The organism is Acidithiobacillus albertensis, assembly GCF_001931655.1.
GTDB classification, from domain to species: Bacteria; Pseudomonadota; Gammaproteobacteria; order Acidithiobacillales; family Acidithiobacillaceae; genus Acidithiobacillus; species Acidithiobacillus thiooxidans.
Window position 1 is genome coordinate 129,705 of sequence record NZ_MOAD01000001.1, and the last position, 18,938, is coordinate 148,642.

Below are 18,938 nucleotides of genomic sequence, written 5' to 3' on the forward strand. Positions count from 1 at the left end.
CTGGAGGCGTTAGTTTCATCGGCTCAGTGGTCCACTGAGCCAGGAAAGCACAGGAGTAAGTTAAGTGAAAATGAATGCTGAGGTTTTGGAGCGCGGCTCCAGAAAAAGTGGATGGTTGTTGATCGCATTGTGTGTGGTTGCACTGAGTGGTTGTGCAAACATGAGTCCCACCGGCCAACGGGCACTTAGTGGTGGTGCTATTGGTGCTGCCGGAGGGGCCGTGTTGGGTACGGTTGTTGCTGGCAATCCTGCGGTGGGTGCAGCCGTGGGTGGTGCGGTGGGTGCCGGAGTTGGTGCGGCACTGCCCAATATTGAAAGAACCTTAAACGGGAATTAACCAGAAAACTTCCCCGACGTTATGTACTCAAACCCCGGCATCATTTTATGCCGGGGTTTTTTGTGGGCGCAATCTGCTGTCGCACCAATTTAATGCGTTTGGCACCAAAGTGGTGCATTGCGCGCTTATAATTTTCCTGGGATTGTGGTGTTAAATTTTAAAACATAAAATAAATCATAGTATTATACAAAAACATTGTGCGGGCATGTATTTTGCTTTTTGACAACAGGCTTGATTTTTTTCATACAAACCAGGGAGTCAATATGTCGCACTACAGCACTAAAAACCGCTATTCGTTTTTACGTCGTTCAATTCTCGCCAGCATGCTGATGGGTCTGCCATTGGTCGCCGGTGTGGCGGATGCCAGTCCATTATCTTTGCCGAATCCCCTCAAATTCTGTGCCGGACCATTGGGTCAATTGGATGTGCAAGGCGTAGCCAGCGGCATGGCTTTTTATCAGGATAATCCTCCCGGAGGTGGGGATACTGAGGCCGAATTGGCAGGTTTATTAGGGGCAAAGCGGGTCGGCGCTTCTATCACCAATGGTATGGTGATCATCCAGAAAGAAAATGGTCCAATTCAGTTTTACATTCAAGCGGGGGCTTACAGCTTTCCAACGCTGGCAGAACCTATTCCTTCTGCATCAACTAATATACAAGAATTTGGTGCATTACCCGTAGCCTATTTAAAAATAGCACCATCTTCAAATTACTCCATGGAAATCGGACAGTTGCCCACCCTGATTGGCGCTGAGAGTGCTTTTACCTACCAGAATATCAATATTGAGCGCGGTTTGCTCTGGGATATGGAGCCCATCATTAGTCGTGGAATCCAGTTTAATGGTAGTGCAGGGCCGTTGAGTGCGTCGATTGCCTGGACGGATGGATATTTTTCGAATCGCTATAATGTGATGAGTGGTCTGCTTAGCTACGCGATCAACGGATCCAATACGCTCAGTTTTTATGCTCAGGGTTCTTTGGGGAAATCCCGTCTGCCTTATAATAGTACGGCTTACAGCCCTGTAGGTAATGAAAGTCAGATTTATGGCGTCGAATATGAATATAGCTCTGGTCCATGGATGATTGAGCCCTATTTCCAGTACATGCACACACCCAAATCGACGCGTCTAGGGATACCACACGCGTTCGATAACTATGGTGGCGCCCTATTGGCTGACTATAGCTTTACCAAAACGATCTCTTTGGGTGCCCGTGCCGAGTACCTGGAAGTTGGCGGAAAACTAGGTGAGGGGCTGAATTCTGTCGCCTCAGGTCTGACAGGTCTCCCCGCTGATTCCCACGCCTGGTCCATCACCCTCACGCCGACCTACCAAAGTGGGGGGTTCTTCGCCCGCGCAGAACTATCTTATGTGACCGCCTCTGCACCTGCCGGACTCGGTTTCTCCGGTGCTAATGGAACCAACACCAATCAACTCCGTGGCATGGTCGAAACCGGCTTCATGTTCTGATCGGTCAATTTATCAAAAGGGAGCCTCGCTGCTGCGGGGTTCTCCATCTAACGTATTTTGAGTTCAGGAGAATCCAAACATGAAACATGCTGCGCAATTATCCAAGTTACTGCTATTGGGGTCCGTCGTTGCTGCTTCGGGCTGTGGTTTATATGAGGTGACACCTTGCCCGGCTGGTCCTGCTCCGGTAGCCCCGGTGGTTTCTGCACCGACACCACCACCGCCGCCTGCACCTATCGCTCCGGTAGAGCGTACGGTGCTGGAAAGTAAGCCCATCACCATTACCGGTATCAATTTCAAAACCGGTTCTGCGCAGTTGATGGGGTCGGATATTGGCGTCCTCGATAAAGTGGCCGGTTTCGCCAAAATGCACCCGGATGCTACTCTGCATATTAACGGTTATTGCAGTAAAACAGGAAGTTATGCCTATAACTACAAGCTGTCCAAAGCGCGTGCGGGCAGTGTTGCCGGTTATCTCGAAAAGCGGGGTGTTGCTGCGGATCATATGACGGTCAAAGGCCACTCCTATGAAGATCCCATTGCTACCAACACGACTCCGGCTGGTCGTTTCAAAAACCAGCGGGTTGAAATCAATTCCAGTGTCATGGTGCGTACTACCGTCAAATAAAGTTGTATGACGGCCGTTTGAGCTTTTTTGCGATGACCCGCTTGGTCTTTATCAAGCGGGTTTTTTAAGGATACGGCATTGGAATGCCCCACGCCATATCCACTACTCTTGACGCTTTGCAGTAGCCTAGGCCATCATCTCCATGACTTTGGCTGAATTTTCACTACGACCACGTCTGCGGACGCGGTCCATTATTTTGTCTGGGAGGACCATGGACGCCACGGACCAGAAGCGCCTGTTGCGTGAAATGCTTTTTGCCCGCCGCTTTGAAGAACGCTGCGCGGAGGCTTATCACGAACGTCAGATTGGCGGTTTCTTACACCTTTATCCGGGTGAGGAAGCCTGCGCGATTGGTGTTTTAGAGAAAGCCCAAACGGGTTCTGATTATGTGGTGACCGGGTATCGGGACCACATTCATGCCCTCAAATCCGGCATGGACCCCAAAGCGCTGATGGCCGAGCTTTTCGGTAAGGAAGCCGGTTGCTCCAAGGGCCGGGGTGGTTCCATGCACTTGTTCGACCCAGACGTGCATTTCATGGGCGGTTACGCCTTGGTTGGCGGACCCTTCCCGCTGGCAGCCGGCTTTGCCAAGGCGATCCAGTTGCGTGGTGGTCAGGAAATCTCCATCTGTTTTCTGGGGGATGGCGCCAACAACCAGGGGACCTTCCATGAGACCATGAATATGGCAAGCCTGTGGAACCTGCCGGTGCTGTTTATCTGCGAAAACAACCTGTATGGCATTGGTACGGCCATTGAGCGTTCGACGGTGGAAATCAACCAGTACAAACGCGTGGCACCTTACGGCATCGAAGCAGCGCAATGTGATGGGCAAGACATTGATATTGTCATGTCTCACGCTGAAAAAGCCGTAAATTATGTGCGCGAACAACGCAAGCCCTATTTCCTGGAACTCATGACCTATCGTTTGCGCGGCCATTCCATGTCTGACTCTGGTGCCTATCGCAGCAAGGAAGAAGTGGAAGAATGGGCGCAGCGCGACCCCATCGGCATTTATAAGCGCCGTCTGGTAGAAGCCGGCGTGGTGACTGAAGATGAATTCCATGCCATGGACAAGGCTGTTCAGGACGAAATCGAGAACGAAGTGGTGCGTTACGCTAATGAATGCCCGGAACCGCGCGTTGAGGATGTAGCGCGTTACGTCTATACCGAAGGAGGTAACAACCATGGCTGAGTTAATGTATTGGCAGGGAATTCTGCGTGCCCACGATGAAGAAATGGCACGTGACCCGCTGGTATTTGCCATGGGTGAGGATATTGGTGTCGCTGGCGGTACCTACAAGGCGACTTCAGGACTTTTCGCCAAATATGGTGAACAGAGGGTTGTTGACACCCCTATTTCCGAAAACAGCTACACCGGCATTGGTGTGGGTGCCGCCATGGTTGGTGCCCGCCCCATAGTCGAAATTATGAGTGTGAACTTTGCCTGGCTGGCTATGGATCAGCTCATGAATAACGCGGCGAAAATTCATTACATGTCGGGTGGACGGATTCGTTGTCCCTTTGTCATGCGCGTTCCCGGTGGCACGGCGCATCAGCTGGGTGCCCAGCATTCGGCGCGTATGGAAAAAGTCTTCATGGGAATTTCCGGCCTGCGCGTGGTGACTCCGGCTACCCCCCGGGATGCTTATGGCTTGCTGAAAAGTGCCGTACGCTCAGATGATCCGGTGGTGATTATCGAACATGAAAGCATGTATAACCTCAAGGGCGAAGTGCCGGACGAGGAGTTTTTCACCCCGCTGGAAGGTGTGGAAATCATGCGTCCGGGTAAGGATGTCAGCATTTTTGCCTACAACATCAGTGTGCACTGGGCATTGGACGCGGCCAAAAAACTGGCCAGCGAGTATGGTATTGATGCTGAAGTGATTGATTTAAGGGCCTTGAAACCTTTGGATCGTGCCGGAATTGCTGCCAGCGTGCGCAAAACCCATCATGCCATCATCGTGGAAGAAGACGAAGCTCCGGTTGGTGTTGGTTCGGAAGTCATGGCCATCATCAATGAAGAATGCTTTTTTGATCTGGATGCGGCACCAGTGCGTGTGCATGCCCTGGATATTCCCATTCCCTACAATCATCGTCTGGAAAAGGCGGCGATTCCCAATGCCGGGGATGTGATTGCTGCGGTAAGGAAGATGTTTGGCCGCTAAGGCCGCACTTCTCTCGATATGTTTTGATCTACAGAAACTCAATAGGGTGAAAAATGGCTGAACCTTACGTCATCAAGATGCCGCAACTGACCGATACTATGACGGAAGGTGTGGTCGTTTCCTGGGAAAAACCCATTGGCGCCCGGGTCGAACGCGGCGATGTGGTGGCGACCATCGAAACGGACAAGGCGATCATGGATGTGGAAGTGTTCCGCTCCGGTTATCTGGCGGGTCCTCTGGCGGCGGTGGATAGTGTCATGCCGGTTGGTGCGACCATGGCTTATCTGACGGAAACGCCGGATGATGCCGTATCCCCGGTTCAGGATGCCCCAGCTCAGGATGCCTCAGTTCAAACTGCGCCTGCCGTTGCTTCAGAACCGACAGAATCTGAAGCGCTTTCGGGGCATGCCATCAAAATGCCACAGCTTTCCGATACAATGACCGAAGGCGTGCTGGTGTCCTGGGAAAAATCTCTGGGCGATAAAATCCAGCGTGGCGATGTGGTGGCGACCATTGAAACCGACAAGGCCATCATGGATGTGGAAGTATTTCGTGAAGGCTATCTTTCCGGTCCGCGAGTTGCGGTGGATGCGGTGGTACCCGTGGGTGATCCGATTGCCTGGTTGGTAGAAACTGCGGATCAGGTGCGCGAAGCCGGCACTGTTTCGGGATCACGACCGGAGGTGTCGGCCGCTGCGGTGGGCAAGACTCACGGCGCTTCCACAGTCTCCGCTCAAGCGCCTGTTGCTCAGCCTTTGTCAGCCCGGGTGCCTGGAGCGCAACCTGCGCCGCGCCCTCAGCAGGGGGCGGCAAGTCCCTTTGCCCGGCAGTTGGCCGGGCAGCATGGCGTGGACCTCAATCATCTGCAGGGTAGTGGGCCAGCAGGAGTCATTGTTGCCGCAGATGTCATTGCTGCGACTGGTCGTGCTGCACCCACCACGGCGGGCGCCCGAGTTTCTGAACCTGCCGTGCCCGGAGAAGGGCGGGCGATGAGCGCCATCGAAAAGGCCATCAGTCAGGCCATGGTGGCCTCCCTGAGTATTCCGGTGTTTCATGTCACCGTGAAGGCCAAACCCGAAGCTCTGATGCGCGCTGCCAAAGCGCACAAAGTGTCGCTGACCGTGGCTATCGCCAAGGCCGCATCCCAGGCGTTGGCCAAGCATCCCCTGGTGAATGCCGCTTATCAGCCGACGGACAAAATCGTGGAGCGCGCCCAGCATGATATTGGCATCGCCGCGACGACGGAAGACGGCGGGCTGGTGGTTCCGGTGTTGCGTGCGGTGGAGGGCAAAGATCTGGCGCAACTCCAGAGCGAATGGACGCCGCTGGTAGAAAAAGCGCGTAAGCGGCGCTTGAGTCCTCCCGAATATACACATCCCACCTTCACCATTTCGAATATGGGGATGTATGGCATCAGCCAGTTTGATGCCATTGTCACGCCGGGAACAGCCGCCATTATTGCCATTGCCGGTAATAGTCCGGAAGGCATGCCCATTACCATTACGGCGGATCATCGGGTAGTCAATGGTGCCGAAGCCGCGCTCTTTTTGAAAGACCTCAAAAAAGCCATTGAACATCCGGAAGGCTGGCTGGGGACTGCTGCCGCGCCCATTCCCGAAGGCGATTATGATGTTCAGGTGCTGGTCATTGGCGCTGGACCGGGCGGCGAGGATTGCGCCCGGGAACTCGTCGAAAACGGTGTCAAGGTAGCCATGGTCAATAATGCCCCCTATCCCGGCGGTGAATGCCTGTGGCGTGGCTGCATTCCCTCCAAAGCCTGGCGGGCTGCAGCAGACCGGATTCGGGATCGGGAACATGATGCGGCCATGGGGCTGCAAATGGGGACGCCAAAGCTGGATTGGGCGCAACTGGAAAAACATCGTCGGGGCATCTTGCAGACACGCGGAGAAATGGCCCTGAAAACCGACCAGGGCATGAAAATTCAGGTGCTTGAAGGCAAGGCGCGATTTACCGGTGAACACAGCGTCGAAATCAGCGGTAAAGACGCGCGCAGTCTCAGTTTCGGTGCTTGCGTCATCGCTACCGGCGCTCCCGCCTTTGTGCCGCCCATTCCCGGCGTTCAGGAAGCCTTGAAAAGTGGTGCTGCGGTCACTTCGGATACGGTTTGGGATCTGGCCCAACCTCCCAGGCGGCTTTGTGTCATCGGCGCGGGTGCCATTGGTATGGAAATGGCGCAGATGTTCCATGATTTCGGTGCCGAGGTGCTGGTGCTGGAGGCGCTGCCGCGACCGGTTGCGGAAATGGAAAAAGAAGTTTCCGAGCAGTTGATGAAGGCACTGGCGCACAACAGTCCGCGTCTGCAGGTTCTGACTGACGTCAAGGTGCAGGAAGTTTCCGGTAAGCCCGGAGCCCTGGATATTCGCTATCAGTTTGGTGAAGAAGTCACCCATCATTCCTGTGATCTGCTGCTGGTGGCTACCGGCAAACGTCCTGATACCAGCGCGCTGAACTTGGCCTCTGCAGGCGTGACTCTTGCCGATCGGGGCGCGATTGCGGCGAGCAGCACAGGTCAGACCAGCGTGGCGCATATTTATGCGGTAGGTGATGTGGTGGGCGGTTACATGTTGGCGCACACGGCGGGTCAGCAGGGCCGGGTAGCTGCTGCCAACCTGCTCGGGCATACCGCTCAATATGATGCAGCCAAAGATAGTGGTGTGACTTTTACCCGGCCACAGTGCGCCTTCGTTGGACTGTCCATGGAGCAGGCCAAGGCCGCAGGTATGGATGTGGCCGAGGTCAAGGTGCCCATGAGTATTGATGCCAAGGCCATGATGACCGGTGAAACCGATGGTCTCATCAAAATGGTGGCCGACAAGGTCAGCCACCGCATTGTTGGCGTCCACTTCCTGGCCGATCACGCCGATCTGCTGGTGGGCGAAGCGGTCATGATGGTCAGTGCCGGGTTGACACTGGAACAGGTGGCCGAGGCTATTCATCCCCATCCCACCCAGACTGAGTTGTTCGGAGAAATGGCCAGGCGTCTGCTGTCGCGTTTGCGGCGCTCGGCACGGGCAGCAGGCTGACAACTTGGCCAGGCCGGATGTTGAGGAATCGCAGCCAGCAGTAATTATCAGTGGGGTGCGCGCACGCATCCTGCGCTTTTACGAAAGATTCCTCGACCTCATCGTGGTGGTGCTGATATTTGTCATGCTGATCACCTTGCTGGCCTCTGTGGTGGGGGTGGTCTGGGACGTGTACGATACCATCCTGTCCTTTCGGGAAGAAGCGGCCATTCAGGGCCTGGTGGCTGATGTGCTGTCGGTATTTGTGCTCATTGAACTGTTCCGGACGTTTACCGATTACCTGGAGTTTCACCGTATCCGCTTGCGGGTGCTGTCGGAAGTGGCCATTGTTTTTGTATTGCGGGAATTGTTTATCGGTCTTTATGCCCATCGTCTCGGACCCATGGATCTGATCGCAACGGCAGTGCTGCTTGCAGTGCTGGTCGGTGCCCGGGTTGCCGCTGTTCAGTACGCTCCGAAGAACACCGAAAGAGACTGAAACGGCCATATCCGTCCCGAAAATTGTCCGGACAACTTGACGCTGCCCCGAAAAAGCGAGCAAAATGGTCGGGTATCCACTGAACAACGCGCTGCAGCGCATGGAGTTAAGCACAATGAGCACAGCAACTGAAACAATGACCAATCTGGATTCCATTCCTCCGGTAATGACCCTGACGCAAAACGCGGCGGATAAAATTACCTCTCTGATTGAAGAAGAAGGCTCTGAAGACCTCAAGCTGCGAGTTTTTGTGACGGGCGGCGGTTGTTCCGGTTTTCAGTATGGTTTTACTTTTGATGAGAATATGAACGAGGGTGATACGGAAGTGCATCAGTTTGGTGTCAGCCTCCTGATTGATCCCATGAGTTACCAATATCTGGTTGGCGCTGAAATTGATTACAGCGAAGGCCTGGAAGGTGCCCAGTTCGTGATCAAAAACCCGAATGCGACCACCACCTGTGGTTGCGGATCTTCTTTCTCTGCCTGATTTTTGCAGAGATAAGGATTTCTCCAAGGGAGGCTCATGGCCTCCCTTTTATTTTTCCAGCGCGTTATGATGACTCTCAGGCTCTTGCTGTCCTGATCAGGACAGCAACTGTGCGTGGGTTGTTGCCCAGTGACAGTTGGATTCATTACTGACCAGAATAACTTAGGAGTTCGGCATGGCGGATACGAACGTGGCTCCCGGTCTGGAAGGCGTGGCGGCAACGCACTCCAGTATTTCTCACATAGATGGTGCGGCTGGCTTGCTGAGTTATCGTGGCTACGCTATTGATGACCTGGTAGCCCATAGCAGCTTTGAAGAAGTGGCCCTGCTTCTGCTGGACGGCGCACTTCCGGATGGTGCAGATCTCAAAGCTTTTGATGAAGGGCTGCGCAGTCATCGGCAAGTCAAATACAATGTCCGGGAAATCATGAAATTCATGCCGGTAACCGGGCATCCCATGGATATGCTGCATTGCGCCGTGGCGAGTCTGGGGATGTTTTATCCTCAGCAAGAGCTGTCCGATGCTGAGCGCGAAAACACCCCGCATCTGGATGCCATGGCAATGCGCATCATCGCCCGGATGCCCACCATCGTCGCCATGTGGGAGCAGATGCGTTTCGGCAATGATCCCATCGTGCCGCGTACGGATCTGAATCATGCCGCCAATTTTCTGTATATGATTTCCGGTAAGGAGCCCAATCCGGCACTGGCGAAAATCCTCGACACCTGTCTGATTCTGCACGCCGAACATACCATCAATGCCAGTACCTTTGCGGTGCTGGTCACCGGTTCTACGCTCACCAATCCCTACCATGTGATTGGCAGTGCGATTGGCACGCTGGCGGGTCCCTTGCACGGTGGTGCCAATCAGAAGGTGGTTGAGATGTTGGAGGAAATTGGCAGTGTGGCCAAGGTGGGTGCCTATCTGGACGCCAAAATGGCCAATAAGGAAAAAATCTGGGGCTTTGGTCACCGGGTGTATAAAACCCGCGATCCTCGTGCGGCGATTTTGAAAGAGATGATGGAGAAACTGGCCAGCAACGGGCATTTGCGGCATAGCCAGCTTTTTGAAATTGCCATTGAGGTCGAAAAACAGGCGACTGATCGCCTCGGCCCCAAGGGCATTCACGCCAATGTCGATTTTTATTCTGGTGTTCTTTACCACGAAATGGGAATCAAGGCTGATTTGTTTACGCCCATATTTGCCATGGCGCGCTCGGCAGGTTGGCTGGCACACTGGCGGGAACAGCTGGCAGACAACCGGATATTTCGTCCCACCCAGGTTTACAATGGTGCAAGCCCAAGGGCTTATGTAGCGCTGGACAAAAGGAATCAGGCACAGGCATGACAGAAGTTTTACAAAATATTCCCTTCCTCGCTACGGAACGTACCGAGGCCTTGCTGGATATTGAGCGGCATCTGATAGCGGGTCAGTCGGCCATCGAACGATGGTTTCGAGGTCAGTTTCAAAAAACCCCGGCGCCCTTTTACGCGTCTGTCGATTTGCGCAACTCCGGGTTCAAGTTGGCACCGGTGGATACCAATCTGTTTTCGGCAGGTTTCAACAATCTGAACCCTGAATTTTCATCGCTCTATGTATCGGCCATTCAGCACTATCTGAACCAGCATCATCCGGGCCTGGAGCGCGTGCTGCTCATTCCCGAAAATCATACCCGCAACCTGTTTTATCTGGAAAATGTGGCCAGATTGCGAGAGCTTCTGGAAATGTCCGGACTTGAAGTGCGGGTGGGTTCGCTCTTGCTGGAAGAGCGCACAGCTTATGATTTACCTTCGGGTAATTCCCTGCTTTTGGAGCCCATTTTTCGTGAAGGTAGACGCTTAAAGGCCGCAGGATTTGATCCCCAGCTGATTTTGCTCAATAACGATCTTTCCGGCGGTGTGCCGGAAATTCTGGAGAATCTCGAACAACCCATATCCCCGCCTCTGGCGGCAGGTTGGCGCTCGCGGCGGAAGTCCCAGCACTTTGCCCATTATCGTGCCGCCGCACATGAACTGGCGGAAGTGATAGATATCGACCCTTGGTTGATTGATCCGTTTTTCCGGCGTTGTCAGGGTATTGATTTTATGCGTGCCGAAGGCCGTGATTGCCTGGTCGCCAATGTGGATGCGGTTCTGGAGCTGACCCGCGAGCGCTACGCCCACTATGGGATTACCCAGCGTCCGTTTGTGATTGTCAAAGCCGACGCGGGCACCTACGGAATGGGCATCATGACGGCTTACTCCGGTGAAGAGTTCATGGATCTCAATCGCAAGGAACGCACGCGCATGGCTAAAAGTAAGGAAGGTCTGCCAGTGAGTGACGTGTTTATTCAGGAAGGGGTGTATACCTTTGAGCAGACCGCCGAGGAGGCGGTGGCTGAGCCGGTAGTTTATATGGTGGGTCAGCAGGTGCTGGGTGGCTTTTACCGGGTGCATACCGGGCGAGGGCGCGATGAAAACCTGAATGCCCCCGGCGCGCATTTTGAGCCCATGGCCTTTGGTGAGCCTTGCATACTGCCTTGCCGGAAATCGCCGCCCGATGCCCCGGTAAACCGTTACTATGCCTATGGCGTCATTGCCCGCCTGACCCTGGTGGCGGCGGCCCGGGAAATGGCCGATTGGCGTCGACAGCAAATCCGGAGTGTTGAGTGATGACCCCGTTGAAAGCAGCCATTCTCATGGATCCCATAGCCGGGATCAAACCCGCCAAAGACAGCACTTTCGCCATGCTCCTGGCGGCGCAGGCACGGGGGCACCAGTGCTGGGTGTTTGGCCTGCCTGATTTGTTCATGCGCGATGGCAAGGTCTGGGCACGCCTGCAGGCGGTGACAGTGCAGGATGAAAGTACCGACTTCGCGACGCTGGCTGACGTTGAAGAGCGGCCCCTGGCAGATATGGACGTGGTACTGATGCGCAAGGATCCTCCGGTCGATCTGGAATATCTGACCGCCTGCTATCTGCTGGAACATGCCGGAACCTGGGTGGTGAACAATCCGGTGAGTCTGCGTAATGCCAATGAAAAACTCTATGCCTTGCATTTCCCCGAGTTTCTCCCGCCCTTTCTGGTCAGTCGTGATCTGGGTGACCTGCGCGCTTTTCTGGCCGAGCATGGCGAGGTGGTGGTCAAACCCCTTTCTGCGCGGGGGGGCGAAGGGGTATTTTACCTGCACCAGCAAGACCGCAATGTGGGCAGCATCCTCGAAACCGTAACGGCCTGGGGACAGCATTATGTCATGGCCCAGCGCTATATTCCGGCCATACGCGAAGGCGACAAGCGCATTATTCTGGTGGACGGCGTGGCGGTGCCTGGCGCCATGTTGCGGGTACCTTCTGAAAAAGACTTTCGTGGCAATCTGGTAGCAGGGGCTACAGCCGTAGCCGCAGAGCTGAGTGCGCGGGATCAGGATATTTGTGCGGCAATAGGGCCAGCTCTCCGTGCTGCAGGATTACTTTTTGTCGGGCTGGATGTGATTGGCGGCTATGTGACTGAAATCAACGTCACCAGTCCCACCGGGGTGCGGGAGATTCGTCGCTTTTTTGCTGTGGATGCCGCCGAGCTGCTCTGGCAGCGTCTGGAACAAGGGCAGTAATGGCCGCGCTGGCACAGTCGGGAATGCAATCTGCCGTTTTTCATCGAAAACCCGTATGATAGGCAGTATGACGAATTTCTCTTCTCTTAAAAATCATCTGCTCATTGCCATGCCGGCGCTTCATGACGGTATTTTTGACCGGACGGTGATTGTGGTTTGCGAGCATAGCCCCGACGGTGCCATGGGCGTGGTCATCAATCGTCTTGTGGATATCAACATGTCCGAAGCTCTCAAGGCCGTAGATATCCAGCCTTCCGAAGAAATGATTCATCGCCCGGTGTATTGGGGTGGACCGGTGCAGCCGCAACACGGCTTTATTTTGCATTCGCCCAAGGGGGAATGGCTTTCCAGTCTGGAGTTGAACGAAGACCTGGCATTGACCAGCTCTCCCGATATTTTGCAAGCCATCGCCCAGCATGAGGAACCCCAGCGTTATCTGTTAGCTTTGGGATATGCCGGTTGGGGCGCACAGCAACTGGAAGAAGAGCTGAAAGAAAACTCCTGGTTGCACGGTCCGCTGGATATGCAGGTCATGTTTGAGTTGCCCGCCAGTGAACGCTGGCAGGCCGCCGCTCGCTCGCTCGGAGTGGATATGCGCCTGCTCAGCGGGGCGGCGGGCCATGCCTGAGGGCTCCGGGCCGCTTCTGGGGGTTGATTTCGGGGAGCGACGTATTGGTATTGCCGTATTGGGCGAATCCGGATGGGCGCCACAGGGCGTAGCTACCCTGCGCAATGGCGAGAGTGGCCCGGATTGGGAGAGCTTTGCGCGCATCCTCAAGGACTGGCAACCGCGCGCTATAGTTCTGGGTTTGCCCCTGAATATGGACGGTAGTGAAGGCTTGATGGTGCGCCGGGTGCGCAATTTTGCCAGGAGTTTGCAGCGCCGTTTCCCCCTGCCGGTGCATTGGGTGGACGAACGCCTCAGTAGCCACGCTGCCGAATGGATGCTGAAAGAACGTGCGCTTTCGGCGAAACAGCGCGCCGAGCTTTTGGATCAGGCCGCTGCCTGTGAAATTCTCCAGACTTTTCAGGATGTCGGAGCCATGCAATGAATGCAGACTGGGATGTGACAACACTGCTGGAAGGAATGGTTCGGGATTTGCGCCCGCATGTTGACCCGGAGCAGACCGCCATGATTGGTATATTTACAGGTGGTGTCTGGATAGCCCAGGCGCTGCACCGCGCTTTGGGGCTGAAAACGGCGCTGGGGCAGCTGGATATTTCTTTTTATCGGGATGATTTCAGTCAGATTGGTCTGCACCCGCAGGTGCGGGCGTCGGATATTCCTTTTGCTGTGGACGGTCGCTCCATCATTCTGGTGGATGACGTGCTTTATACGGGGCGTACCATCCGCGCCGCCATGAACGAAATATTTGATTATGGCCGACCGGCTAGCATCCTCCTGGCCGTACTGGTAGATCGCGGTGGGCACGAAGTCCCGGTGGCGGCCGACATTGCTGCCCTGCGCCTCAACGCGGCGGTGGGTGGACAAATCAAACTCCGGGGGCCCGATCCGCTGCGTCTGGAATTGCTGACATCGCCAAGGACGGCTTCATGAGCCTTTCCACTTTCCGTTTTGGTGATGGTAATCCTCAGTACGACGCCCAGGGTCGCCTCCGCCATCTGCTCAATACCGAAGGGCTGCGTGAACCCGAAATGCTGCAGATTCTGGATACGGCCGAATCCTTCCTCAGCATCGCTCAGCGCAGCGTCAAAAAAACCCCGACGCTCCGGGGCAAAACCATCGTCAATCTGTTTTTTGAGAACAGCACACGCACGCGGAGCACCTTTGAGCTGGCCGCCAAACGCCTCTCAGCAGATGTTTTGAATATTGCGGTCAGTACCAGCAGTGCCAGCAAGGGCGAATCCCTGATCGACACGGTGGATAATCTGATGGCCATGCAGGTGGATGGTTTTGTGATTCGCCATCCGGAAGCCGGGGCCGCGCATCTGATCGCCCGGCATCTGGGAGACTCGGCGCTGGTGATCAATGCAGGTGATGGCCAGCATGCCCATCCGACCCAGGCCTTGCTGGATGTATTCACGATTCGGCGTCTGGCCGGACCCATTGAAGATCGGGTCGTGGCTATTGTGGGTGATGTCCTGCATTCGCGGGTGGCGCGTTCCCAGATTCATGCCTTGTCGATTCTCGGTTGCCCGGAAATCCGGGTCATCGGACCGCAAACCCTGGTTCCCAAAGAACTCTCCGCGCTGGGGGTGCATGTCTACCACGACCTGCAGGCAGGATTGCGCGGTGTCGATGTCATTTGTGCCCTGCGATTGCAGAAGGAACGCATGGAATCCCATCGTCTGCCCAGTCTGGATGAATTCCATCGCCGCTTTGGCCTTACTCCGGAGCGCTTACAGTGGGCGCAGCCTGATGCGCTAGTCCTGCATCCGGGGCCTATGAATCGCGGCGTGGAAATTGCGTCGGAAGTGGCGGACGGTCATCAGGCCGTGATTTTGCAACAGGTTGCACACGGTCTCGCCGTGCGTATGGCGGTATTGACCCTCCTGGCGGGTGCTGCTGGAGGAGGCGAAAACCATGCGTAGAATCATCCGCAATGTCCGCGTCATGGATCCCGGCGATGGTTTTGATGCGATTACCGACCTGGCCATTGTCGCTGGAAAAATCGCTGTACGGGGTGCTGTTGCTGAGGATTTTCGGGCGGATGAAATTCTCGATGGTACAGGCCTGGTAGCTTGCCCGGGGCTGATAGAAAGCAGCTTGCAGGCGCATAGTCCCGGTCATGGACGCGATGGCGATCTGGCCAGCGAGCTACAGGCCGCCGTGGCGGGTGGGGTGACGCAGGTCGTGCTGCGTCCGGATACCCAGCCCGTTGCCGATACCCCTGCCGTCCTCCGGGAGCAGCAACTGTTGGCTGAAAAGCTGGCTCTGGCGCGGGTGCAGGTCAGCGCGGCCCTGACAACAGGCTTGCAAGGGCAAGCCTTGAGTGAAATGACGGCACTTATGGATGCCGGGGCGCGGGTGTTCAGTCAGGCCAAGCAACCTATCCGTAGCGCTGCTTTGTTGCGTCTGGCCCTGAGCTACGCGGCTGATTTGGGACTGCCGGTAATGCTCCATCCCGAAGACCCCGAACTGGCCGCCCATGGCGTGATGAACGAAAGCGGGTTGAGCCTGCGACTGGGCCTTCCGGGGCGCACGGCCGTGGCTGAACAGGTGGGCATCCAGCGGGATATAGCCATTGCGGCACTGAGTGGCTGCCCTCTGTTTTTCCCTCATCTCAGCACGGGCGGCGCTGTTGCTGCGGTAAAAGCCGCCCGTAAGCGTGGTGAGGCGGTGCGCTGCGGGGTCAGCATCCACCACTTGTTGCTCAGTGAGCAGGATGTCGGGTTTTTCAACGTCCATGCCAAAGTATTGCCACCGCTACGCTCTTTGGCCGAACGGGATGCCCTGCGCCGGGCTGTGGCCGAGGGCGATGTTGCGGCCATCAGCAGCGATCATACTCCCTGGGGAGTAGACCGCGAGAGCATGACTTTTATTCAGGCTCCTTTCGGGATCAGTGCGGTGGAGTGCTTGTTGCCGCTGACTTTGCGTCTGGTGGACGACGGCCTGCTGGGTTTAATGGCTGCACTGCGATTACTCAGTACCGGCCCTGCTCAGGCGCTGGGTTTGCCGCTGCCTTCTCTGCAAGTCGGCAGTGTGGCAGATTTGTGTCTGTTTGATCCGGAAGCGGTATTTACCCTTAATCCCGCATCCGGAGCTAGCCGGGGCCGCAATCTGCCCTATGCACAATGGGATCTGCGTGGTCGGGTGCGCTATACCCTGGTGGAGGGGCGGGTGGTGTTTCGGGGTTGAGGGTGTGCCGCTCGACGAGGAATAGGCTGTGGAAAGTTATGATGAATTAGTCGTCCATGCAGGACTTGGGTCCTTGTAATTCTGGTCAGTATTCATCAGCAAAGGTCTATAAATTATTGGTCGTCAATCCAAACAGAATGTATGCCTTGAATCTGTTGGAAGAACTTGTTTCAGAGGGGATTGACGGCTTTTAGGAGAAAATTATGCTTGAAATCCACTTTATCGTTGTAGAAATCCCTGAAGGGGGCTTCTTAGCTCGTATAGTTGGTAACGATGTTTTCACCAGGACTGATGACCTGCCAGCGTTACATTACCCGGATCAGCCCCGACCGGAGATCACGGAAATGAATTACGGCATGCGTGACGGCGTGCTGCGGCTGAAGCTGCGTGCTGCCACCGCCGGATACATCTTGCGGCAGTGGAGTGTGGACTGCTCTCCGGACCACAGTCTGCGCGGCCACGAATACCGGCTCTGGCTGAAAGAGCACCTGGCGCTGTACGGCGTCAAGAACGCACTGCTGGCCCCCGGATACCGATCGCCAGACGCACAAAACATCATGGGCAAGGCTGACTGATGCGCCGCGCCAATACAGAACAACCGATTTTGACTGGATTCCCTACATGCCCTTAACCCTGCCCCAGCTTGAACGCCACCTCTTCAAAGCCGCCGATATCCTGCGCGGCAAGATGGACGCCTCAGAGTTCAAGGAATACATCTTCGGGATGCTGTTCCTCAAGCGCTGCTCCGACGTGTTCGAACAGCGCCGCGCCGAAGTGATCCAGCTCGAAATCGATGCGTGCAAGTCGCCCGCCGAAGCGGAAGCCTCGGCCGAGAACAAGCGTTGGTACAAGAAGGACGGCTATTTCTGGGTGCCGAAGGAGTCGCGCTACAGCTACCTGGTCGACAACTCGCGTCAGGCCAATGTCGGAAGCCTGCTGAGCAAGGCGCTCGCGGGGATTGAAGGTGACAACGTCAGCCTGTACGACGTGCTGGAGCACATCGACTTCACCCGCAAGATCGGCCAGAGCAAGATCCCCGACATCAAGCTGCAGCAGCTCATCACGCACTTCAGCCTGCACCGCCTGCGCAACGAAGACTTCGAGTTCCCCGACCTGCTGGGTGCAGCCTACGAATACCTGATTGGCGAATTCGCCGATTCGGCGGGCAAGAAAGGCGGCGAGTTCTACACGCCGCGCTCGGTGGTGCGGATGATGGTGCGACTGATCAAGCCCGAGCTCAAGCACGACATCTACGACCCTTGCTGTGGCTCCGGCGGTATGTTGATTGCGGCCAAGGAATACATCGACGAGCACGGCGAAGACGGCCGCAAGGCCAACCTCTTCGGGCAGGAATTCAACGGCACGGTGTGGTCCATCGCCAAGATGAATATGCTGCTGCACGGCATCAGCACTGCCAACCTGCAAAACGAGGACACCCTGGCCGAACCGCAGCACGTTGAAGGCGGCGAGTTGATGCACTTCGACCGCGTGCTCACCAATCCGCCGTTCTCCATCTACTGGGGCAATACCGAGAAGGATGCCGACGGCAAGCCTGCCTGGAAGCCCAAGTTCGAAGCCGAGCGCTTCCCCTACGGTCAGGTGCCACTGGGTGCCAAAAAGGCCGACCTGATGTTCCTGCAGCACATGCTGGCCGTCACCCGCGACGGCGGCATGGTGGCCACCGTCATGCCGCATGGCGTGCTGTTCCGGGGCGGCGAGGAGCGCACCATCCGTTCGGGCATCATTGAGGACGACCTACTCGAAGCCGTCATTGGCGTCGCGCCCAACCTGTTCTATGGCACCGGCATTCCGGCCTGCATTCTGGTGCTTCGCCAGCGGGTGCAGAACGGCGCCAATCGTGTCAGCGGCAAGCCCGCCGAGCGCCAGGGCAAAGTGCTGTTCATCAATGCCGACCGCGAGTTCTTCGAAGGCCGTGCACAGAATTACCTGCTGCCCGAACACATCGAGAAGATCGTCACCACCTTCGACGAATTCCGCGCCATCGACGGCTTCTCGGCCATCGTCGACACCGCCACGCTTAAGGCCAACGACTATAACCTCAACATCCGCCGCTACGCCGACAATGCGCCACCGCCCGAGCCGCACGACGTGCGCGCCCATCTGGTGGGCGGCATCCCCAAGACCGAAGTGGCCGACAAAGCCGGCTTGTTCAGCGCCCACGGCCTCAACCGCTGGACCTGCTGGTCGAGCGCGACGCCCGGTATTACGACTTCGCGCCCACCCTCGATACCCGACAAGCAATCAAGCCGACCATCGAAACCAATGCCGGTCTGGTCGCCAAGGAAGCCGCCATCCGCGCCGCCTTCGAGCAATGGTGGCAAGCCCACAGCGCCCGCATCACGGCACTGTCCGGCCAGATGGACAACGCCGCCAGCCTGGTGGCATTGCGCTCCGACCTGCTCGCCAGCTTCAGCCAAAGCCTGGAAGCCATTGGCCTGCTTGACCCCTTCCAGGTGCGCGGCATCGTGGCCGGTTTTTGGTACCAGACCAAGTACGACTTCCTCACCCTGATGGCGCGCGGCGCCAAGGGCGTGGCCGACGCCTGGCGCACCAGCATCGTCACCGCGCTGGAAGACAAGGCCAGCAAGGAAAGCCCGCTGGAGCATAAGCTCGTCAAGTTCCTGATGAGCGACTTCGTCGGTGCCATCACCGAACTGGAGGCCAAGAAGGCCGAGCTGGATAGCCAGATCAAGGCCGCCAGCCCCAAGGACGCCGAGGGCGAGGAAGGTGAATCCGCCGAGGCGGCGGAAGACGATGGCGACGAAGAAAACGCCGTGGACGAAGCCCAGCTTAAAGCCTGGAAGAAGGAGCTCACCGCCGTCAAGAAACAACTCAAAGCCAAGAACGACAGCTTCAAGCAGCACATTGATGAAGCGGTTGATGGCCTGACACCAGAGGC

Annotated in this window: 18 protein-coding genes; all 18 read left to right on the forward strand. The window is 56.2% G+C overall.

Annotation, left to right across the window (positions count from 1 at the left end):
- Positions 1-70 precede the first annotated feature (70 nt).
- Positions 71-337: a hypothetical protein gene (locus BLW97_RS00610; protein ID WP_010640706.1), complete on the forward strand. Its 267-nt coding sequence runs from the start codon at positions 71-73 to the stop codon at positions 335-337.
- A gap of 263 nt (positions 338-600) precedes the next feature.
- Positions 601-1,806, forward strand: coding sequence for an outer membrane beta-barrel protein (locus BLW97_RS00615; protein WP_075322018.1), 1,206 nt, complete (start codon positions 601-603; stop codon positions 1,804-1,806).
- 79 nt (positions 1,807-1,885) lie between these two features.
- Positions 1,886-2,434, forward strand: coding sequence for an OmpA family protein (locus BLW97_RS00620; protein ID WP_010640703.1), 549 nt, complete (start codon positions 1,886-1,888; stop codon positions 2,432-2,434).
- A gap of 211 nt (positions 2,435-2,645) precedes the next feature.
- The gene (pdhA, locus tag BLW97_RS00625; RefSeq protein ID WP_075322019.1) at positions 2,646-3,626 is read left to right on the forward strand and encodes a pyruvate dehydrogenase (acetyl-transferring) E1 component subunit alpha; all 981 of its coding nucleotides are present in this window, start codon (positions 2,646-2,648) and stop codon (positions 3,624-3,626) included.
- A complete protein-coding gene (locus tag BLW97_RS00630; protein ID WP_075322020.1) occupies positions 3,619-4,599 on the forward strand; it encodes an alpha-ketoacid dehydrogenase subunit beta in 981 nt (326 codons plus the stop codon). Before pdhA ends, BLW97_RS00630 begins: the two co-directional genes overlap by 8 nt.
- 53 nt (positions 4,600-4,652) lie before the next feature.
- Positions 4,653-7,643, forward strand: coding sequence for an FAD-dependent oxidoreductase (locus tag BLW97_RS00635; RefSeq protein ID WP_075322021.1), 2,991 nt, complete (start codon positions 4,653-4,655; stop codon positions 7,641-7,643).
- A 4-nt stretch (positions 7,644-7,647) separates the two neighbouring features.
- Positions 7,648-8,121 carry a phosphate-starvation-inducible PsiE family protein gene (locus BLW97_RS00640; protein ID WP_010640695.1) on the forward strand — a complete coding sequence of 158 codons (474 nt, stop codon included), beginning with the start codon at positions 7,648-7,650 and terminating at the stop codon, positions 8,119-8,121.
- Positions 8,122-8,236: 115 nt separating this feature from the next.
- Complete coding sequence (gene erpA, locus BLW97_RS00645; protein ID WP_010640694.1) at positions 8,237-8,608, forward strand: iron-sulfur cluster insertion protein ErpA; 372 nt, start codon at positions 8,237-8,239, stop codon at positions 8,606-8,608.
- A 175-nt stretch (positions 8,609-8,783) separates the two neighbouring features.
- A complete protein-coding gene (locus BLW97_RS00650; protein ID WP_010640693.1) occupies positions 8,784-9,956 on the forward strand; it encodes a citrate synthase in 1,173 nt (390 codons plus the stop codon).
- Positions 9,953-11,260, forward strand: a complete 1,308-nt coding sequence (gshA, locus tag BLW97_RS00655; RefSeq protein WP_075322022.1) for a glutamate--cysteine ligase — start codon at positions 9,953-9,955, stop codon at positions 11,258-11,260. The genes BLW97_RS00650 and gshA overlap by 4 nt, the downstream gene beginning before the upstream one ends.
- Positions 11,260-12,198, forward strand: coding sequence for a glutathione synthase (gene gshB / locus BLW97_RS00660; protein ID WP_075322023.1), 939 nt, complete (start codon positions 11,260-11,262; stop codon positions 12,196-12,198). Before gshA ends, gshB begins: the two co-directional genes overlap by 1 nt.
- Positions 12,199-12,265: 67 nt before the next feature.
- Entirely contained in the window at positions 12,266-12,826 is a 561-nt protein-coding gene (locus BLW97_RS00665; protein ID WP_010640688.1) for a YqgE/AlgH family protein, read from the forward strand.
- Entirely contained in the window at positions 12,819-13,250 is a 432-nt protein-coding gene (ruvX, locus tag BLW97_RS00670) for a Holliday junction resolvase RuvX (RefSeq protein ID WP_075322024.1), read from the forward strand. The genes BLW97_RS00665 and ruvX overlap by 8 nt, the downstream gene beginning before the upstream one ends.
- Positions 13,247-13,756: a bifunctional pyr operon transcriptional regulator/uracil phosphoribosyltransferase PyrR gene (gene pyrR, locus BLW97_RS00675; protein WP_075322025.1), complete on the forward strand. Its 510-nt coding sequence runs from the start codon at positions 13,247-13,249 to the stop codon at positions 13,754-13,756. The genes ruvX and pyrR overlap by 4 nt, the downstream gene beginning before the upstream one ends.
- Positions 13,753-14,751 (forward strand): aspartate carbamoyltransferase catalytic subunit, encoded by a 999-nt coding sequence (locus tag BLW97_RS00680; RefSeq protein ID WP_024893458.1) that lies wholly within the window; start codon positions 13,753-13,755, stop codon positions 14,749-14,751. The genes pyrR and BLW97_RS00680 overlap by 4 nt, the downstream gene beginning before the upstream one ends.
- The gene (locus BLW97_RS00685; RefSeq protein ID WP_075322026.1) at positions 14,744-16,018 is read left to right on the forward strand and encodes a dihydroorotase; all 1,275 of its coding nucleotides are present in this window, start codon (positions 14,744-14,746) and stop codon (positions 16,016-16,018) included. Before BLW97_RS00680 ends, BLW97_RS00685 begins: the two co-directional genes overlap by 8 nt.
- A gap of 203 nt (positions 16,019-16,221) precedes the next feature.
- Positions 16,222-16,593 (forward strand): BrxR family transcriptional regulator, encoded by a 372-nt coding sequence (locus tag BLW97_RS00690; RefSeq protein WP_242947627.1) that lies wholly within the window; start codon positions 16,222-16,224, stop codon positions 16,591-16,593.
- A 46-nt stretch (positions 16,594-16,639) separates the two neighbouring features.
- On the forward strand, positions 16,640-18,550 hold the full coding sequence (locus BLW97_RS00695) for a type I restriction-modification system subunit M (RefSeq protein WP_207650532.1): 1,911 nt from the start codon (positions 16,640-16,642) through the stop codon (positions 18,548-18,550).
- Positions 18,551-18,938 lie beyond the last annotated feature (388 nt).